This window comes from Pseudarthrobacter sp. PS3-L1, from assembly GCF_030063285.1.
Classification (GTDB): domain Bacteria; phylum Actinomycetota; class Actinomycetes; order Actinomycetales; family Micrococcaceae; genus Arthrobacter.
Map to the genome: position 1 here is coordinate 1 of NZ_JASISU010000007.1, position 19110 is coordinate 19110.

General features: G+C 55.6%; 15 protein-coding genes. 5 read left to right on the forward strand and 10 right to left on the reverse strand.

Annotated elements, in window-relative coordinates; genetic code table 11:
• The first annotated feature begins 107 nt into the window (after positions 1-107).
• Positions 108-581: a hypothetical protein gene (locus QMG79_RS15590; RefSeq protein ID WP_283539545.1), complete on the forward strand. Its 474-nt coding sequence runs from the start codon at positions 108-110 to the stop codon at positions 579-581.
• An 8-nt stretch (positions 582-589) separates the two neighbouring features.
• On the forward strand, positions 590-1240 hold the full coding sequence (locus tag QMG79_RS16655) for an RES family NAD+ phosphorylase (RefSeq protein WP_502934763.1): 651 nt from the start codon (positions 590-592) through the stop codon (positions 1238-1240).
• Positions 1241-1405: 165 nt separating this feature from the next.
• Here the strand turns inward: QMG79_RS16655 and QMG79_RS16660 are convergent, their stop codons facing one another.
• Both QMG79_RS16660 and QMG79_RS15595 read right to left on the reverse strand, forming a co-directional pair.
• Positions 1406-1750, reverse strand: coding sequence for a DUF6308 family protein (locus QMG79_RS16660; RefSeq protein WP_502934760.1), 345 nt, complete (start codon positions 1748-1750; stop codon positions 1406-1408).
• Between the two features lie 101 nt (positions 1751-1851).
• Complete coding sequence (locus QMG79_RS15595; RefSeq protein WP_283539546.1) at positions 1852-4326, reverse strand: P-loop NTPase; 2475 nt, start codon at positions 4324-4326, stop codon at positions 1852-1854.
• A gap of 74 nt (positions 4327-4400) precedes the next feature.
• Between QMG79_RS15595 and QMG79_RS15600 the strand changes: the two genes are divergently transcribed.
• Entirely contained in the window at positions 4401-4757 is a 357-nt protein-coding gene (locus QMG79_RS15600) for a hypothetical protein (RefSeq protein ID WP_283539547.1), read from the forward strand.
• Between the two features lie 93 nt (positions 4758-4850).
• On the opposite strand, the gene QMG79_RS15605 is transcribed toward QMG79_RS15600, so the two are convergent.
• The 8 genes from QMG79_RS15605 to QMG79_RS15635 form a co-directional block, all read right to left on the reverse strand.
• On the reverse strand, positions 4851-5600 hold the full coding sequence (locus tag QMG79_RS15605; RefSeq protein ID WP_283539548.1) for a PaeR7I family type II restriction endonuclease: 750 nt from the start codon (positions 5598-5600) through the stop codon (positions 4851-4853).
• Between the two features lie 12 nt (positions 5601-5612).
• The gene (locus QMG79_RS15610; protein ID WP_283539549.1) at positions 5613-7244 is read right to left on the reverse strand and encodes an Eco57I restriction-modification methylase domain-containing protein; all 1632 of its coding nucleotides are present in this window, start codon (positions 7242-7244) and stop codon (positions 5613-5615) included.
• 240 nt (positions 7245-7484) lie between these two features.
• Positions 7485-12461, reverse strand: coding sequence for a helicase-like domain-containing protein (locus QMG79_RS15615; protein WP_283539550.1), 4977 nt, complete (start codon positions 12459-12461; stop codon positions 7485-7487).
• Between the two features lie 80 nt (positions 12462-12541).
• A complete protein-coding gene (locus QMG79_RS15620) occupies positions 12542-12886 on the reverse strand; it encodes a TnpV protein (RefSeq protein WP_283539551.1) in 345 nt (114 codons plus the stop codon).
• Positions 12887-13121: 235 nt separating this feature from the next.
• A complete protein-coding gene (locus QMG79_RS16665; protein ID WP_502934761.1) occupies positions 13122-13481 on the reverse strand; it encodes a ParB family protein in 360 nt (119 codons plus the stop codon).
• Positions 13478-14401 carry a ParA family protein gene (locus QMG79_RS15625; RefSeq protein WP_283539552.1) on the reverse strand — a complete coding sequence of 308 codons (924 nt, stop codon included), beginning with the start codon at positions 14399-14401 and terminating at the stop codon, positions 13478-13480. The genes QMG79_RS16665 and QMG79_RS15625 overlap by 4 nt, the downstream gene beginning before the upstream one ends.
• 145 nt (positions 14402-14546) lie before the next feature.
• Positions 14547-16211, reverse strand: a complete 1665-nt coding sequence (locus QMG79_RS15630; RefSeq protein ID WP_283539553.1) for a bifunctional DNA primase/polymerase — start codon at positions 16209-16211, stop codon at positions 14547-14549.
• A gap of 327 nt (positions 16212-16538) precedes the next feature.
• Positions 16539-16739, reverse strand: a complete 201-nt coding sequence (locus QMG79_RS15635) for a hypothetical protein (RefSeq protein WP_283539554.1) — start codon at positions 16737-16739, stop codon at positions 16539-16541.
• Between the two features lie 745 nt (positions 16740-17484).
• Between QMG79_RS15635 and QMG79_RS15640 the strand changes: the two genes are divergently transcribed.
• Positions 17485-18570: a CHAP domain-containing protein gene (locus QMG79_RS15640; protein ID WP_283539555.1), complete on the forward strand. Its 1086-nt coding sequence runs from the start codon at positions 17485-17487 to the stop codon at positions 18568-18570.
• A complete protein-coding gene (locus QMG79_RS15645; RefSeq protein ID WP_283539556.1) occupies positions 18567-19085 on the forward strand; it encodes a hypothetical protein in 519 nt (172 codons plus the stop codon). The genes QMG79_RS15640 and QMG79_RS15645 overlap by 4 nt, the downstream gene beginning before the upstream one ends.
• Positions 19086-19110: the final 25 nt, after the last annotated feature.

The window sequence follows — 19110 nt, forward strand, 5'->3', positions numbered from 1 at the left end:
GTACGTTCCGGCGCAGGACCGCCTTACGGGCACATGGGGCATGTTTGTCTTCTGCTTTGAACGAGCTTTGCACTAGGCATCAACAGCCTTGGGCGTATATTTCCTACATGGCAGTTAGCAGCAACAGTCCGCCGAGCAAGACAGACGTCTCCAAGTCGGTTCCACGCATGCGCGCCCACGAGGCAGCGCGGAGGAACCGTGCGGACGAACCACACGACTTTGACGCACTGCTCGGCCCGTTCTACGACACAGAGTCAGTCGCTGAGCTTCTCGAAATCCCTGCGGGGGTGGTCCGTTCAAAAGCCACGCTACGGGAGCTTCTTATGCTGCGCACGGAGGATGGCTTCACCGTGTTCCCCGCTTTCCAGTTCATCCCAGACGGCGGTGCTGTGCCCGGCCTGAAAACCGTGTTGCAAGCTTTCGAGGACGTTCCGTTCAACGAATGGACGCGAGCTATTTGGCTCGTTGCCAAAAATCCTGACCTCGCCTCCAAGACTCCGATTAGTTGGCTCGCGGAGGGAAACCCTGTGCAGGCGGTCGTAGTTTGTATTAGGCGTGACATCTTAAGGTGGCGCCGTTGAGCACCCCAATGGTTCGAAGAGATTCCCCAGCACAGGGGAACCCGACTCAGCCTCTCCACGATTTCCCCAAGATCGAGGTTTCCCCGACGGATGTTCTATATAGGGCGCACGCCCAAGGCAAGTCAGCCTGGTGGTTCTCGTCTTCCGGTGGAGGAAGATTCGACCTCACGACCGGATCCGGAGGCACTTGCTATCTTGCGAACAACATTCGCACCGCCATTAGGGAGCACATAGGCAAATCTCTGGCCGGGGCCGGATTCATCCACGACGAAGATGCGGGCAAAATGTGTGTTTCGCGGCTCCATCTCCCCGCCGTGACCAAACTTGCAGACCTCAACGATGAGGAGGGAAAATCGGCAGCCTTCGGGGTGACAAATGAGCTAACTGCGGGAGCTCCTTACGATTTGTCCCAAAATTGGGCTCAACAGTTTGCGGACTCACGACATGGCGGCATCTACTACCGGCCGAGGTTTGACCCGGCGAGGAATGCAGCCTCGTTTGCCATCTTCGCAACCAAGGGGGTCGGAACCTGGTTGGATGGATGGCAAGAAGACCCCGCCAAAATGCCTGGACGAAAAGCCACCGCCATTGCGGGGATTGAAGTGAGAGGAACACCTCGGATCGGCGCCCTCACGGTAGTGAAGCCGTTAACCGCTTAAATGCCCGGTTTCGGTTGGTCAGCTCTGCAGCAGAATAAGAATCCATTTTATTTCCGCTACGTCGAAAGTCGGCCCGAGATGAAGTACGACTAAACAGAGTTGTCCGCGCAGATAGCTTCATGCTCGGCAATAGGGGCACCTTGTACTAATCCGATAGGCCTTGGCTCACGTCGTCCTCTGATTTTGCACGCCCAAGTGCCACCCAATGACGTCCAATGCCCGCAGCAGAGTGATAGCTGGGCCCGAAGCCAATGCTGCTATCTCTAGCCACTGATCCATCTGGTTAGCCAAATCATGACGGATTGCGGGAAGCAGCAACAGCGAGAAGTCTTTCCAGCTATGGTCTTTCGCGCGTGGAATATTTCCGTTCCGCATGTAGCAGACGTGAATATTCTTGTCATACATTCGAACGGCGCCTGGGTGTTTGTACGAATTTCCCGATGCAAGCCAAGAGTGCCTACCCATCTCGGGCGTCAGGCAGGACACTACTCTCGGCCAATCGCCTGGCATGCATTAGTCGTCCGAGTCAGGCCCATTCTGACGATTCAAAAAAGATACTTTTACCAGAGCACACCCAACGAAGATTCCATCGCTGAGAAAAATAAAACATGCTAGTTAAAAGTTTCAAAACTACGTCGAAGAGCCGCCAGCTCGCCTGAAACTTCTTCACCCGAGTCGCGTAAAATACCAATCTGACTGTATGTGCGCGACCAATCACTTTTTATTCGCCCCATCAAATCACGAGTCTCTTCAGAAACTGGATCAGAATCGCTGGACTCGGATAGTCGCTGCAACACTTTAAGTGAAAAGCGCAAGAAAGCTATCCAAGTAACGAGACTGTTGGTTGACGAATCCAAACGCACAGCTCTTTCAAAAGCGGCATTTCCACGTTCATAGTATTTTTCTACATCCACCTGCGCACGAGCTGCTTTCTCCAAGAGGACAGTCCCGAGGGTGGTAAGGCTGTAGGTGTCCGGGACAATTTCTGCCGCTCGAAGCGCGAAGGATTCTGCCTTGGCCAGCTGAGATGGATCTGACTTGCGTGCAAGGATTGCCCGCTGCTCCCAGTACCTGCCGCTCCAAGTACCAAAAACGGGGAGCAAGGATTCATACCAGCTATCGAGGTCAACATCGGGAAAAGCGTCATTCAGTCTTCGGTGAGACATAAATAAACCAACCAGCAATGAGGTTGGATTTCGTTCCTGGAGACTTCTCCGACTCAATCGGACTGAGACGCGACGGATTGCATCCCGGACAATGTCCGCAGCCCGAGCAGGACCTAAAAGGTCGACCACAGGTTGCAGTGCCATCCACCGATGGCGCGTTTTCACTCGGCTTGTGTCCGTCAAGAGCAGAGCTGACAGTTGTGGGTCCGAAGCTACCCGTCTGACTAGTTCATCGCTTTCCATGCCCACCATACGGGCCGCGTCAATAACCAAGAGGTGCCCTCCCGCCTGCGATGCGAAGGCAGCTATCAGGACAAGGCTCAGCGTTTGCTGGTCAGTAACTCCACTTATCAAATCACCAACTCGTTGTCCGAACCCTGGCGCATTCTCAAGTTGTGCCATGGAAACGAAAAGATCCTGACGCTTGAAATGTTCCAGCCGACGACGATCCGGCATGCTCTCCAAGATTCCTAGCCTGCCGACTCGGCCAAGCGTGTCTACCAGTCGAGATGCATCAACACCAGTCAGTCGCCCGTTGATTTTTGCAATGCGTGAATGCGCCAAATGGTTTGCCCGAATACGACCGAGGATAGTTGCTTCCCTGTCAGCATCATCAACTGCTACGCACACAATGCTGAGTCCAGCACCTCGAGCCCCCGAAATCAGCTTGTCAATGTCGTCGGCTACGGCCGACATGCCGTCAAAAAATAAGGCCACCGGCGCACCGCTAGATGCGAAACCTAGGATCGCCTCTATATCGAGCCGTCCATTTTCGCGAAAAAGAAATGTACGCCAGGAAGCAGAACGGAGGTGCCTTGCTAACATCAATAGCCCGGTCGAACGACCTGACAGCCGCCGACCTGCATATGCCAGAACCGCAGATTTGGCGATTGTCTGCCCAATCTGGTTGCAGTCCGTCTTCGCAGCCGAAACCCACTGAAGGTCGGCGGCCAATCCATTCTGGATATCTTCCCACAACGGTTCATCTCCACCGAGGAAATCATGATTCGGCATAGCCTTTGATGTGATATCAGACCGAAGTTCCGAAAACTCTTGTGTTACTCGCATTCCAAGTTCCATGTCACTGGAAATTCCTTTTTCGAGATCAAGCCCGGTCAGCTCGGCCCATTCCAACACAAAATCTTCTGCTGTCATTTCTATGGGGACAAGTCCCCAGCGAATCAAATCCGCTCGAGTGGCCGGAGAAATCGTGCTTGCCACATAAAAACTTGGTGCTAAATGAGTTGGTCTCCGACGTGAAATGACTGCTTCTATGTCCGGTTCATCGCGCATTCTAGCTCCGAGAATCACGAATGGCGAGTTTCCATACGAGTCACGAAAATTAACTGGCCATGCAGCATCTTGCTTACCTGCACTTGTATACTCGGTGAGTGAAAATATAAGCTTTCTGGGCTCAATATGATCAACAATTCCGTGCAGATGGATAACATTTAGTTGACGACCATGACGGTAGGAATCGTCCCAGTTGAGACTCTGAATAGTCCGCTTCGTGTCTGAAACAATTGATCGATGAGCTGCTTCGAATGTGTCGTCGACGTTCAAAGTCCAAACCGAGCTCCAGGGGCTACGAGCGTAGTACGCCATCCAATAAGGCGGCACTACATTCCAAAAATTCTGTCTAAACCATTCATAGACGGCAGCCTCCCCAGCACTTTCAACTGCTCTGTCATAGACGCGCCAAAGACGATCGTCATCCTCTGCCAAAACACCGAACCTGCGACAAAGCTTTTCGATCAGCTGTCCGCTATTTGGAAGTGGAGCGCCCTGAGGTCCTGTGGAGTCGAGACTCGAACCAGCTCCCAGCATGAGGTGGTAGTCACCATTTCGAGCTGCTCTACGAAGCGCAAGTCGCTGTTGGTCGCTAATATCTACTGACGTATTTCCCGAGTCTACTGACATGTATGGATTATGTCAGTAAGGGCAGCTGAAAAGTGAAAGGCACGAGGTAGTACTCGCGGTTTGCAATTGATGCTTTGCTCGTTGAAAGTGAAGCCGAAGGCTTTGACCGCGAAGAAGCTCTCTATGAGTTTGCTGGAGTGGACTCAACGATGACCTTTGAGCAGCTCGAGGAGCTCCTGCAGCCATATGAAAACGTCCCCGAAATTCGCTGCTGGCCAATTTGTACTTCCTTCCTGGGCGTGGAGGTTAAATCGGGAGAGTTCGTCTATGCGGAAGGAGGGATAGATGCACGCCGTCAGCTCAAAGTGGCAGAACGATTTGCTAGCCGGTCCCAATTGGAAATTCGATTCAGAGTCCACCCCGCATATCGGGCGTTCCCAGAAGTTTGCAATGACGATCTCCACAACAAGGAAATTCGAGACGTAACCTAAGACGCGTCCGAGAAAGTTGGAGGCTCCTCTGCAGAGCAGGCATCGCTCGTGGCGGGATCTGTTCCCATCACTTTGGTGCGGGCTATCTTGTCTCTACTCAGTCAGCTGGTCAAAGACGTTGTCTGGCAGTGATTTGATGTAGGAAATACGGGATCGGATGGCAGCTTCAAGGTTTGCCAGTGACAGTCCTACTGAGGGTTCGACGAATTCGCGGCCGCCAGCTTCGGCAGTGAGTAGTGCGACTGCATCGTAATTTCCTTCTACAACCATGCGTTCGAAGAAGATGCTGTAGCGACCAATATATGAGGCACCTTCAAAGATCTCATCTGCTGGGAAAGGCATATTTTTGGGGATCTTGACTGGGCTTAGCGATCCTTGCGCCCGCTCAACGATCATGATGAATCCGAACCACGGCTTGAGACGGCCGAACAGTCCTCGCTCTACCGCCATTTGTGAGTCAGCTGCTAACCCTAAGGCTTCCTCGGTTCGGTTGTTGTAGTTGTTACCGAAGGAAGGTCCCCGCTGCGATTTGAACTCCATTGCAGCGATGAGTGAGCCTCGATAGAGGACCAATAGATCCCAGTTCTTTGCTGGGCGGAAGTACGCAGGGAGGTTGTTGTGCCCGGTCGTGCGTACTTCAAGTGTGATCTCAGGATCGTCCCGCCAGAGTCCAGCGACGACTTCTTGCATCGCGTCCATCTGTTTTCCGCCGGTTACAGCAGCACGATTGCCAGTGTCTTTGATGCCTGTCGCTTCTCCCTGTTTTGCTTGTTGTAGGTCGAGGCCTTCCCAGTAGCCAAGGACAGCGGCTTGCCATGTGGAAGTTGGTGTCAGATCTTTCATCGCGCTCTTTTCTTAGATGGTGCCGGCAGGCAATCCATATGCTTGTTCTGCTGCTCGTGTGGCGGCATCACGATCTCTATCCCGGAACGCCTGACGAAGTTTTTCAGAGATATTTTCTGGAATATTTTCGGGACGCGGCACTGTTATTTTTCGCAGATACTGGGCTTGGAACCTGAGGGTTCCTCCCTGCATCTTCACTCCATATGCGCTGATGAAAGCTTCCGCGATTCTCGAAAGTAACAATCCTCCCAGGACCTCTAGGTCCCAGCTCGATGAGACAACGTAGTACAAGTTGTGGTGCGGATAGAACCCACCTGGTTCTAGTACAGGTGTGATCTGTGCCTTCATATCTTGGAGGAGGAGCTTAGGCCGCTCCGCTATTCCCGGATTGATTTTGTCGATAGTTCTATGCCATGTGGCCGGGTTCTTAACTGCAACGAACCTTTTCCTAACGGCCTCATGCGAGCCAAGCACCGCGGCGAAGCGAGGGTAATCACTGATTTCAATCAGCCGACCATCACTGTCCCAAGGGTTCAGCATGACCTTCGAGGGAGACTTCAGGGTTCCTCCCCGAATATCGTTCGCCATGACAATCGGGAGAAGTCGTCCTTCTTCTACGTTGATTCCGAGATCCTTGTCGAAAATGTAGGCCTTGTCTGCGCCTGTAGCGACGCCAATGCTAATCCGTGTTGTGCCATCCGATTCCAGTGTCGGGAAGTCCTCTTGTAGGCGCTCGAGTAACTTGATGGTGTGGGGTGAACCCGTTGGCCAAAAGTCATCAGTTTCGAACCAACTCGGAAGTTTTGCCCCCTCCCACCCTGTCCCGGTAGCTTCGGTACGTGCGTCGTTGCAAAAATCCAGTACCTCACGCGCTGATTGACCATCGAAGATTTTGGTCGTGTCAACAAACGTTGCGCTCCCTTGCGGGATATTCGCCAGGACGGTGATGGCTGGGTACGCAGAAACTTCTGCCTCGAATGCATCGACATCGTGCATCTGCCAGACGGATTCGACAGCATATCCCGAGACCACTAGACCCCGAAGATTTTTTCCATAGGCATTTCTCATCCAGCGATCGGCACAGATGAATCCAAGTCGCCCACCAGAGGCTAGAAGACCGAGTGAACGCTCATAGAAACCGACGTAAATGTCAGCTCGGCCACGCATAGTTTTCCACCTATTGCGGTATGCCGCTTCAACTTTGTCGTCGAGGTCTTCTGTACGAATGTACGGTGGATTGCCAACAACGAAATCAACGGGACCGGGCACTTCATCGAGAAGGAAATCTCCAGTGCGCAGCCAACAATCAGTGATCATCTTCACCTCATCGGCGTTCGCACCAGCCTCCTTGAGTAGCTTGGAAACTTTCTCCCTGCAGGTTTTAACGTGCTCCGCTTGAAGGTCGAGTCCAAAAACTGCGGAGCTGATTTCAGTCCAACCCCGTCCGTAAGCTTGGGCGGAGGTAAGCAGACGTTCAACTACAGGTACGAGAAAGGCCCCCGATCCAATAGAGGGCTCTACCAGCTTCATGAGCGCAAGATCTCGATCATCTGTATAACCAACGAGATCGAGAATGGCCTCAACTACCCATCGGCGAGTAAAGACATCACCGTATTCAATATCACCAAGAACAGCTACCGCCATGACTCCCTCTCGTAGCCGTACAAAGCACACAAAATCATCCCAACACTACCGGCAACACCTCCGGGGAAAACTACCTGAGCTGTTGAAACTGAAGTCGTCCCCAGCCCGGACAACGTCACTTAGCGCGTATGAGAAGACTAAAAGTCCCCGCACACAATCTTTTCGTTTTGCAGGCCATAGCATCCAGCATCGGACGGATCCAGCTTTTTAGTTCACCCCGACGACTAACGAGCTCACTTTTCACATTCCGTAATCAGAGTCCCGGTTTGAGCCATACACGTTGACGGGTTTCCCTGGAGAGCTGCTCGCTGTTGGCGCTGTACCTGGAGATGCTTTCTGTGGGAAGGATGCTTGGTGGAGTCGTTGCTGTCGTGCCAGCCGCGGGTCCACTTCTATCTCGGCCTCCTCCTTGGCTGCTTCTTCCGGTTTCGCAGTGTCGGCCATGAGCTGACTGATCCGTGCGGTATCGACCTGTGCAGCTTTGAGGGATTCAGCGTGTTTGAAAGGTTCCGTTAGTGCCGTGTCAGCTTGGCTGATACGGCTCAGGGCTTCTTGCCTGCGGGCCTCAACGTCACTGGCGAGTCGGGGCAGGGAGGACACCCTGTTCTCGAGTTGCCGTATGGTCCCCACGTCAGCGTTCAGTAGTGCCCTGCGATTGATCTGTGTTGTTGCCCTTGGCACTCCGTCGATACGGACTTCTACGGTTGCCTGGTCAAGATCACGGCCCGGCACCAGCTTGGCTCGGAGTTCGTGACCACCAACGGTAGCTATGACCCCGAGGTCATCGTTGCCGTACATATTCATGAGCTGGTGCGCACGCCGCCCGGCCCATGCTTTTACGGCTTCCCCTGCTTCTGCCCTGGTCTCCAGGGTTGTGCCGTTAACAGTGGCCCTAAACGCGTCCGCTGTCGTGTCCACGCTGCGGGCTACTGCTGCTTGGATCAGTGGCAGATCCTGGGTTGCTGTATCGACGGCGGCTTGTTCGCCTCGTTTGGTGTGCGCGACGGCAACCATGTTGCGGTTATAGGCCCTGTCGAGCCGGGACAGGCGGGCAAGTTCCTGATCCGCTACGGCCTTTTCCAGCACCAGCGGGTTGCCACTGGTAATGGCCTTGGCCTGGGCGAAGTTCAGGGTGTTATCCCCTATATCTTCGATCTCGCGGACATCAAGTTTCCCGCGCATGATCTGGTTGATGAACTTCGACTTTCGTTCCAGTCCTTGCCACATGAAGGAATCGAACGATTCCTTGGTGACGATCTGGGAGATACGCACCTCCGGGTTCAGGTTTCCCTGGCGGATAACGCGCCCGTGGCGTTGTTCAACATCCGATGGTCGCCAGGGCGCATCCATATCAACCAGGTGCACGGCGCGGTCCTGAATGTTTGTCCCTACCCCCATCTTTGAGGTTGAGCCAACGAGAACGGCAATCTGCCCAGACCTAGCTGCGGCGAAAATCCGCCCTTTTTCGGTGTCGTTTTTGGCTTCGTGGATGAACCTGACCATGTGTTCAGGGACTCCACGACGTCGGAGCTGGTCTTTGAGTTCGCCGTAGACGTTCCACTTCTGGGACGGCGTACCGAAGTCGCAGAACACTAGTTGCAGTCCACCTGGGACGGGGTTCGCTTCCCCTGTCTTGGGGTCGGTGTAGACGGTGTTTTTGTGTTCTTGGTAGACGCTCGCCAGCAGGTCAGCGGTCGCGGTGATCTTCGTTGGCCCGGACTGGAACAGTGAAGGATCAACGAGTCTCATATCGAGGGCCGCTTTACGCCCGTCGGAGGAGACTTTGAGCATGTTGTCTTCTTCTGCGGGAACTAGACGTTGTTCGATGGCTTCTACGCGTTTGCCTATGTCTTGGATGTAGGCGCGTAGTTCTTCGCTGGGTTCAACGGTGATCATGCTTGGTTGGCGTAGTCCATCTTCTGCCCTGGCTGCAACGTCCGGGACGGGGAGTTTCAGGTCTTCGGCTGTTTTGACGTCCGCGAACGTGTGGAACATTTTCAGCAGCTCGGGCACGTTCTGGAACTTAGTGAACCTGCTCTTGAGTTTGAAGCGGTCCCCACCAGCGACGGAGAGTTCCATTTCTTCCACGACTTGCCCGAACGTTGCCGCCCACGTGTTGAAGTCCTGGATTCCTGCGTCTTTGAGTAGGTCCGGGCGCAGGTAGCGCTGCATGACGTACATTTCCGTCACGGAGTTCGCAATCGGTGTTGCCGTGGCTCCGGTGATCACGCGCTTACCTTCACGTTGGCGTAGGAACTCGGTTTTCATGTGCAGATCAGAGGCACGCGCCGACCCAAGAATTGCTGCCCCTGGGATGTTGCTCGGGGTTTCCAGGTTCTTGAAGTCGTGCAGCTCGTCCACGACAAGGTAATCAATGCCAGTCTCTTCAAAGGTGATGCCAGGGTCAGTTGGGGTATCGAGTTTGGCTTTCAAACTCTCTTCCCGAGCCATGACAGCCTTTTCCATCCGTTTTACGAGACTTGAGTTTGCTTGGCCTTTTTCCGCACTCGATTCCCGCAAGGCTTCTAGTTCGGCGCGAGACTGTGCGACTTCCTCTGCCATGTAGGCTGCTTCGGCTTCTGGGCTAAGGCTCACGCGTTGGAACGCGGTGCGTGTCATGACCACAGCGTCCCAGTCGTTCGCTGCTGCACGGGCGACGAACTGACGGCGCTTATCCCCTGCCAGGTCTTTCGATGACGCTGCGAGAATCCGTGCCTGTGGGTAGATTTGGAGCCATTCGCGGGAGAACTGTTCAAGCATGTGGTTCGGGAGGACCACGGCTGGTTTGTTCACCATTCCTAGGCGTTTGAGTTCCATCACGCCTAGGACCATTTCGCCGGTCTTTCCTGCACCGACCTGGTGGAAGAGTCCCACGGCTGGTTCGGAGAGCATCCGTGCCACAGCTTCACGCTGGTGTGGGCGCGGATTCCAGTCTTTAGCTTTGCCGGGGAAAGTCAGCTTCTCGCCCTCGGTTTTGTAGTCCCGGAGAACAATGGAATTGAACCGTCTGTTGTACTCCTCAATCAGACGTGTGGCGCGTTCTGGTTCCTCCCACACCCATTCGCTGAATCGCTCCTGTAGTAGCTGCGCTTTTTCTTGGGCCACTGCGGTTTCGGTGGGGTTCAGCACGCGGCGTTTGTCTTCGCCTTCGTCCGTGACACGCACGGGGCGTTGTTCGAGGACTTGTTTGAGAATGTCAGAAGCTGGCATCCGTTGGGTGCCCCATTTACTCGTGGCCGCCAGCGTGTGCCGGTTGGCTTTGACATCCCACATGGACCCGGCCGCGTTGGAAACTGTGGCGTAAGGGTCGGTCAGTATTTCTTGGGCGAATGCCTGGTGGGTGGCCGCGTCGATCCACACGGCACCAAGGCGGGCTTCTACTTCGTCCATCCGCAGCGGTTCCGGGATGACAGCTTTCAATGCCTGGACGTTCACGGCGTAAGTATCATCCGTTAGTGCAGCGGCCTGGGCGACGTCGAGTTTTTCTCTCACGTTCCCAGACAGGTATTCGGCCCGGGGCTGGAAAAGTTCCTCCGTGCCAGGGACCTGGTAGATGCTCTCGCCCAGGGCTTGACGGGTTTCGTCCCGGTCAAGGCCCAATAAGGATGCGGCGTAGTCCAGGTCTACTTCTCCCACAGTGTCCAAGGTGACCGTGAGAGCTTCAACTGCCGTGTCCACTCCCAGGACGGGGCGCCGGGGCTGTACTTGTCGGCTGGAGAGTAGAGCTGCGGGGAAAGCGCTTTGTGTTGGGTCATCGAAGTTTTCCAGCGCCGTGACCAGTGGCCCGAACGGGTCACGGGCAACGAGGGAAACAGCCTTCGGTGTCATCCGTGCATGGATCGGTTCCTGGGTTTCTTCGTCCACTCGCCCGGTGTCTCTGAGGGTGTAGCGGTTGATGGGTCCGTAGGTGGCCGCGTAGTCGCTGTAGGCGCTGTGGAGCTGTTCCCGGAGGTCATCAATTTCAGGAGTGTCGTCCAGGCTGTCTGCTTCTGCCACCAGGACTTTCCTGGCCGCGTCCCGCAAGCCCAACAAAGTCCGTAATTCCACGGCCTGGGTTTTAGGGACTGCAAGATCCGTGTAGGAACCGTTGCTGACCACGGTGAAGCCGGTCTCCGTGGCGCTGATATGCCCGTCCCATTCGTGAGCTGCTGCCGGGACGTAGGCCGCGCGTTGCTGTTCTTGCTCTGCGGTGCGTTCGCTCTGGACCAGTCCGTCCGCCTTGGCCTCAGTGACAATCTGGGCCAAAACTGTTTCAAGGCGGGCCGGAACGGCCGAAAGATCATCGGTTCTTAGTTGCAGTGTTTCTGCCCCATACATGCCGTTGCCAACGTGCAGCTCCCCCAGTAGCCGCTCTGGGTGTTCATCAAAATAAGAGTTCAGCCGGGTGATCGTCCCGTCGACTTCCCGGGCGCTAACGGTCTCCCAGAGGGTAGAGGCCGGCTCTTTGCCTGGCTCTCGACGGCGGAAGATCAACAGGTCAGTCATAGCGTCTGTTCCGGCTGCTTTGCGGTGCGAACCAGTAGGGAGTCTGACGGCTCCCACAAGGTCCCCGAGCTGGTTCATCTCACGCCGAGCTGTGGGGTTCGAGGCATCCAGCGTGAAGCTGGACGTCAAGACAGCCACCATGCCACCGGGCCTTGTCAGCCCCAAAGACTTCACAATGAAGTGGTTGTGGATCGAATGCTTTTTAGCGTTGTGGCGTGGATCGTGGAGCGCTACAGGGGCAAACGGGACATTGCCGATAGTTGCGTCAAAGTGCCCTGAGGGCAATCTCGTTGTAGCGAAAGACTCTGCCCGAATCTCCGCATCCGGATAGAGGGCCTGGGAGATAGCCGCTGTCGTGGAGTCCAGCTCCACGCCTGTCATCTGAGCACCCTCAGGGGCGAAACCCATAAAGGTGCCCACACCGGAGCCAGGCTCCAACACTGATCCCCCGGTAAAGCCAAGGTCCTGCACAGCAGTCCACATGGCCTGGACGTAGGCTGCGTCCGTGTAGTGGGCGTTGACCGTAGTGCGCCGGGCCTCGGTGTATTCCTTATCAGTCAACAGCGACTGAAGACGCTCACGATCGGCTGCGTAGTCCTCGCGTGCCTCATCGAAGATTTGGAATACGCCCTGCGCGCCCCAACTCCCCCACCGCGCCAACACAGCTTTTTCAGCATCCGTGGCCGGTCGGTTCTCCCGCTGCAAGCTCTGCAGAGTTTCCAGAGCCGCCACGTTGGCCCTGATCCTGCTCCTAGCACCAGATGGTGCCAAGTCCTCCTGAGAGACAGGACGAAAACTGTCCTCCGGAGTCTCTACATCTCTTCGCGGAGCTGCTGCATTTCGGCCATAAACCTCAGATGCTCCTTGATCGACGGGCTCACGTAGTCGTCCTCGTCCTCTATCTCCGGTGGTGAAAGGAGTTCTTCCCCCACCATCTCCTCGGCCTGGTTCCGGGACGCGTTCAGCCGTCCGACTTTCTCCAGGTAGCCCTCGCCTTTCGGGTCCGGTCCCGCGATCTGAGGCCAGATCACGTCCATCCGTTCCTGGGCTTGCTCCCCCAAGTTCGTGAAGAACTCCTCCGGATTCTGAATCTCGCTGTACCGCGTCGGGCTTGCTTCCTTCCAAGCCTCCTGAGCCTGCCTGCCGTACTTGTTCATCGCGCTCCTCCTCAGGTGCCCCCCAGAGAGCATCAAAGCTCATCTGACCATCGATCTGTTTTTTGCTGCCGGCCATGACTTCTCTCCCACCTCGACGATCCGGGCGCTACCGTAACCGAAAAGTCCCGGTCTTACCTGTCACAGGGTTTCTTCGTGACGGCAAGAAACGTTTGCACTGATCGAGAGTGAGGAAAAGGGTCATTACTGTCATTGCAGTCATTGACAGTAAGTTCGGTTAAGGGGAGAGCTTCCTACCCGGCGTAAGGTTCCTCGTCCCGCCCGAAAATTGATCTCCATTGTTATGAACACGTTCGCGACGCAAGACCTCGGTCATTACGGCGCGAGTAACAAATTCAGACCATGATGCATCCATTTCTTGATTACTAGTGCCTTGAAATGTTGCCTTAGCCCTCCTCCGATCCTCGGCGGACATATAAAAAGTGACCTGCTTCCGCTCTAGTGGACGTTCTGGTGTGCCACCGGCGTCCGCTGTCGATGGTTCTACCACCTGAGTCCTGTTGGCTTTGAGTAAATTCTGAACCCCTGAAGTAGGCCGGCTAGGCGGTGGTCCGATCGGTTCGCGCTTCTGATTCATGATGCATTCCTCTTCTCAGCTGCTTCTAGCCTGGTTACGAGTTCCTGAGCCACATTGTGGAGATCTTCAGCAACGTTTCCTGCCGATCTGGGTTGACTTGGCCCTGCCTTTGCGGTGCCTCTTAGAACCTCGTACCACTTAGGTCCTGAATTTACTTGTTCTTCTAACTCGTGAACGAGAACACCTCGCTCACGAACTGCTTGGGCTGGCGACTCTGCGTGACGGACCATATTTTCAAAGAGAACGTCGGCTGTTCCAAATGCCTCAATGATCGCTTCTCGGACAGTGCGTTGGACTGACTTCGCTGACGATGAAGTTGCAGCAATGATGACGCCCAAAAGATCTATTCCAGGGTTCACATCAATGACTGAGTCGAGTCGCTTAGCAACTCCCAATAATCCTTCTCTGCCTCCACGATCCGTTTTTGTCGGAACAATGATCTGAGAAGCGGCACCAAGCGCAGCTAGCTGCAAGGGCTCGTTTCCAGGAGGACAGTCTATGAAAATGATGTCGTACTGAGTGGCCACTGGCGCCAGCGCCGAGGCAAGGGCCAATTTAGCTTTTCGACTGTCTTTACCAGCCAGAGAGACGAGTCCAGCTGCTGCTTGGTCCAAGTGTGCTCCCCCAGGAACAACGTCCAAATTAGGACGAACACCTTTCAATGGATTCAAAGGGGCTCCAAACATCAAGCTTTGGGCCATGCCCAGTCCATCGTCATCTTCAGCCTGGTGACGGTACCCCAAGTCGAGACCCAAATTTCCTTGTGGGTCAAAGTCCACAAGAAGGACTCGCCATCCGGCAACGGCAAGCAGCCCACCGAGGTTGGCAGTGAGTGTTGTCTTGAGGACACCTCCTTTACCGTTCACAAAAGCACAGACTCTATCCAGTCCAGTTCGATCGAAAATTTCGCTTGTCGTCATAAGCACACCTTACTAGTATCACTGTCAATGACTCTATTACTAGTAATACTACTATAAACTTTTTTACTTGCAATCCTGTCAAAAAAGTCATTACTGTCATTACTTTTAATGAGAGCAATGACAGCTTTATGCGGGTATGTCCTGTCTAGGCGGCCCACAGCTCGTTCTGTTCAGGTGGGATCCAATGCTGTTCTCGTTCGGCCTCGTAGAAGTCTGCTTCTGTAAGCGTTGAAGTAATCAATCTGTCGAGATAGGCGTGCCATTGGGCTCGTTCTCGGCGGTTTCGGTTGATCTGGGCTTGGTAGTCCTCAAGTACGCCTAAACGGGTTGCGAGAGTAGTGAGGTTTGTTGTGGCTTTCATGTGCCAAGTACGGCCGTCACGGTGGATCATGGCCAGGCTTTCCATTGTTGCCAGGGCGGTATCTGTTGCCGAGCGGCTGATTCCTGTGGTGCGGATGATTTCTGCTGTGGTGGGGGACTGGCGGCCTCGTTCAATAGCCTCATAGACCAGTGCTGCAGTATCTCCCAGGGACCGGAAGACGGGCCTGACGGCGTGGGTTTTGCCCTTTCGCCACGTCAGCTCCCGAGCAAGCTGTTGGTACTGCTCAGGAAGTTGAATCAAGTACACGTCGGCTGCTTTATGGCGCGCTTCGAAGACTTTGCTGACGATGCCGTCAGACCCTTGTACAAGAAGGGAAAGGAGCCTAGCGATAGTGGCGTGATGTTTTCCTAGTGCGACTGCGAGTGTGCGGCACCCTACGTCCACCAGGTTTGTTTCCTTGGTCCTCATGTAGCCCAGGAGACCCCTGATCAGGAGGCGAAGGCTCAGGCCTTCTCGGCCGCGTTCTTTGAACCTGTGGTCAAGGACTGCGTAAAGGACATTTTCTAGATCGTTCACGAGCTGGTGGATTGCAGCTGGGCTTGGTTTGGTTGCCCCCCCTGTGAGGTAAGTAGGGCTTGTGTCGTTAATAAAGGCATCTTTTCCCCGTCGTTCTGAGGGGATTGGTTTCTTAGGTGCCGTGTTGGTGAAGGTTTGGGCTTTGGCCCACTCCTTCTCCAACAACCGGGCCCTCTTAGCCTCTGTGCCATACAGGGCGCCAAGGCCCGGGAATTGTCCGGTGAGCTCACCCCTCACCTGAGCCAGGGACCACCCGCACGCGGCGAAGTGATTCAACACCGCCATCCGGGCCTCAGAAGCACTCCCATACCGGGTGGCCTCATACAACCCAGTACGAGCCAGACGGCGCAACGGAGACTCACTCCCTGCACCCGTCAAAGGCACCAGAGCAGCTGTCGGCCTCAGCACTGATGCCGTGGCTGCGGCTTTGATCAAGCGGGCTTTGAGGACCCTGTTCCTCGCCAACTCAGGGGCGAGGGCGCTACGGAGAGATCCAATAGCTGCCGGTGTGTTCCGCCGGCGCAGGATCTCATAAGCCTGGGAAAGGGGAGTGATCAGACTCTGGTGCCCACCGGATTTGTGGACCGATCCTGGGACACGGATACACCCATCGGTGATGTTCTGATGCGGACTCGCATCCAAACTCGGCGCACCCAACGCCAACGCCTCAACAAGCTCACGGGCCTCCGGCGCGCTCAAACGCTCCTGGATCGGGATATACAGGTGCCGGCCACCACTCGGAGAGAAATCCTCCACGAACACCACACCAGAATCACTCAGAAGCGTTCTCAGCGCCGCCGCGTCAGCATCAACAACACCCTGCAATGCCTTGGAGGTATCCAGGTCAAGACACAGCGTGGCCACGGAACCGTCAGGGCCGTGAATCATCACCGCAGCAGGACGGACAGGCAAGGTCCTAGTGATCTTTGGGGGAGTAGCCGGGCGTGGGTACTGGAACCGGCCACCAATCCACCGACCAAACCGGAACGACGGTTCTCCAGCGATCAGCGGAGCAAGAGCCCACGCCTGCTCGGGTGTGACTTGACAGTCGACACTCCGCATTGACGATGTTGACGCATTAAGGACGTGCGGTACGATGGGTTCATTCCTTCCTCACCGAGGGTACGCAAATGGCCACCCACAGGGTGGGTGTTTCATAAAGTTCAGATCGGGATCCTGGCAGATGAGGATCTGAACTACATAAGCTCTGAAGGCCCGCCTAGTGCGGGCCTTCTGCTTTTAACTAGCGCGCGCTATAGGCAATGCCTCCTGGGCGAAAGAATCAAGGTCCACTGTTTCCAAGTGAGCGTGCAGAAGCCGCGCCAAGAGCTCGGAACGGCTTTCAGAGGTCGCCTCGACAACGCGGTTGAGCTTTTCAGCATCAGCGCGCGGGATCTTGGCTGTCACAGTCTGGCGATCGCCTTTGTATGGCTGTGCCATTAGTCCTCCTCTGTTAGGTACTGAGGACCAGCCAATAGCAATCTGATTGCCTTAAGTGGGATTTGGCTTCCCGGCGTGTCGCTTTCGGCCATGTCAAGGTTTATCCCAGCAATCTGGCCTGAAGTGCATCGATGGCCGCGCCAACCCTTTTGCGCTCCAGAGAGTATCTAGGGGCTCTCCCCTTGCGGTCGCCCAGGGGAACGTCGCCTCTGATGACACCAATCTCTTGTTCGAGATACTTCAGTGTCCGAGCCAGGCTCGACGCGGATGATCCAACGCCATCGAGGATGTCTCCAAAGTAAGACGGACCTTGGTCGTGGAGAAAACAAAGGACTTCAAGTCGTGCGGGGTTTCCGAACGCGCTCAGAGCCACATCGACCTCTTCGGGCCATGTCTGGACAACGCGTATCGGGGTAACCATAAAGCCATTTTCACTTGGATCCCTTCGTATGTGAAACCATTGGTCCTAGACTACCATTCATAGAGAGTTAAATATCATTGATAGATAGTCTCTCGATGCCGATCACGGCTATGTCGCCAAAGGTCGATATGACAAGCATTTCTTCGCAAAGGTGTGGACAATATCGGGTTGGTTCGGTTTCAGGGGCTGTCAGTAGTCATTGATAGGTCTTGGATTTCATGTCTGGGGAGGACACGATGAGCAACGTTTTACCGTTTGGCACGGATCGCCTGACGCTGGGCGCGACGAGCAGGGGAGCAAGGGCTTACTTATCCGAGGTTTTTCATGACTAACCAAAAGTCACCGGCCGCTGCAGCTGGCTGGGTAGCGATTCCAGTCGTGCTACTCGGCTTGATCTTTGGAATGCTTTTGCTGCTGGCTCCTACGAAGCCTGCTGTTGCTGATTGTGGGCCGACGATTTCTGTGGCCATTGATGCGAACACGAAGGTCGATGGGTATTCGGCGGAGCAGTTGAAGAACGCGGCCGCGATCATGGGCGCTGGTAAGGCTCTTGATCTTTCGGCTAAGGGTCAGACGCTCAGTGTGATGGTTGCTCTGGGGGAGTCGGGGTTGCGTGTCCTGGACTATGGCGATGGTCCTGGTCCTGACTCTCGGGGGTTGTTCCAGCAGCGGGATAACGGCGCGTGGGGCACGTATGAGGACCGCATGGACCCTGCCCGCAGCGCTACGAGCTTCATCAAGGTCTTGCAGGGCGTGCCCGGGTGGGAGCTGATGGAGCCGACCATCGCGGCCAACAAGGTCCAGCGCAACGCTGATCCGTACCACTACGCGAAGTACTGGCCTGAGGCCGTGAAGATCGTCCAGGGACTCACGGACGCAAAGTTCGATCTTGCTGGCAGTGAATGCTCCGCTACCGGCGCTTCGGGTGAGGGTAATGACTACCCGTGGAAAGACGCACCTACCTGGCTGCAGGTGGGCGCAAACTCGGCCAGCACGTCCCCACTGAACCTGTATTACCGCGAGTGCGTGGACTTCGCCCTGTGGCGGGTGAACCAGCAGATGGGGTCCACCAGTGCACCGTTCAAGTTTCTCAACGGCACCTTCCGCCCCGACGGACAGAGCCTTGGCTCGGCGTTGACGTGGAAGGCAGGGTGGGACGCCAAGGGCTGGCCCACCGGGAAAACTCCCCGCGTCGGTTCCGTTGTCTGGTACGCCCCTGGCGCTGGCGGCTCTGACCCTAGCTTCGGTCACGTTGCCGTGGTCAAGGAAGTCAAGGACGACGGGACCTACGTCGAAGAGGGCTACAACGGCAACCCGGCACCGGACGATCACAACTACTACACCCGGAGCGTCTCAAGCTCCGTTCCCTCAGCTTTCCTGTATCTGCCTACCCAAGAGGAGACAAAGTGAAAAAGCCTATTGCACTGCTGGCAGTGGCGTTTCTCTGCGCGGCCTGCACGCCAGCAGCAGAGAACACAGCCACCGTGTCCACTCCGTCAGCAACCACGACGGCCACACCCACCGCCCCGGTCTCCCTGAGCGCCAACAGTGGCCCACAAGCACCTGGTGGGACCATCCCTGCCACCATCGGGATTCCCTGGGATGAGGCAAGCAAAAAGTCCGCTGGTGATGTTGCGGAAAAGGCCATGGCCGACTTTGCCCGGCCTGAGGTTGAAGAGAAGCAGTGGGCCAACGACCTTGCCCGCTGGCTAACCCCACAAGCCACAGCGGATTACTCATCGGTGGACCCGGCGAACATTCCTGCCAGCCGCGTCACCGGAGCATCGACTCTGGCAGTTGATGAAGAGAACGGTTACGGGGTCACCGCTTCTGTTCCGACCAACGCCGGAGCGTATTCACTCCAACTCCTACGCACCGGCCCAGACGCGCCGTGGAAGGTCAACAGGCTCACCCCGCCTGAGTAAAAAGACTGCACCTGCCCCATTCACA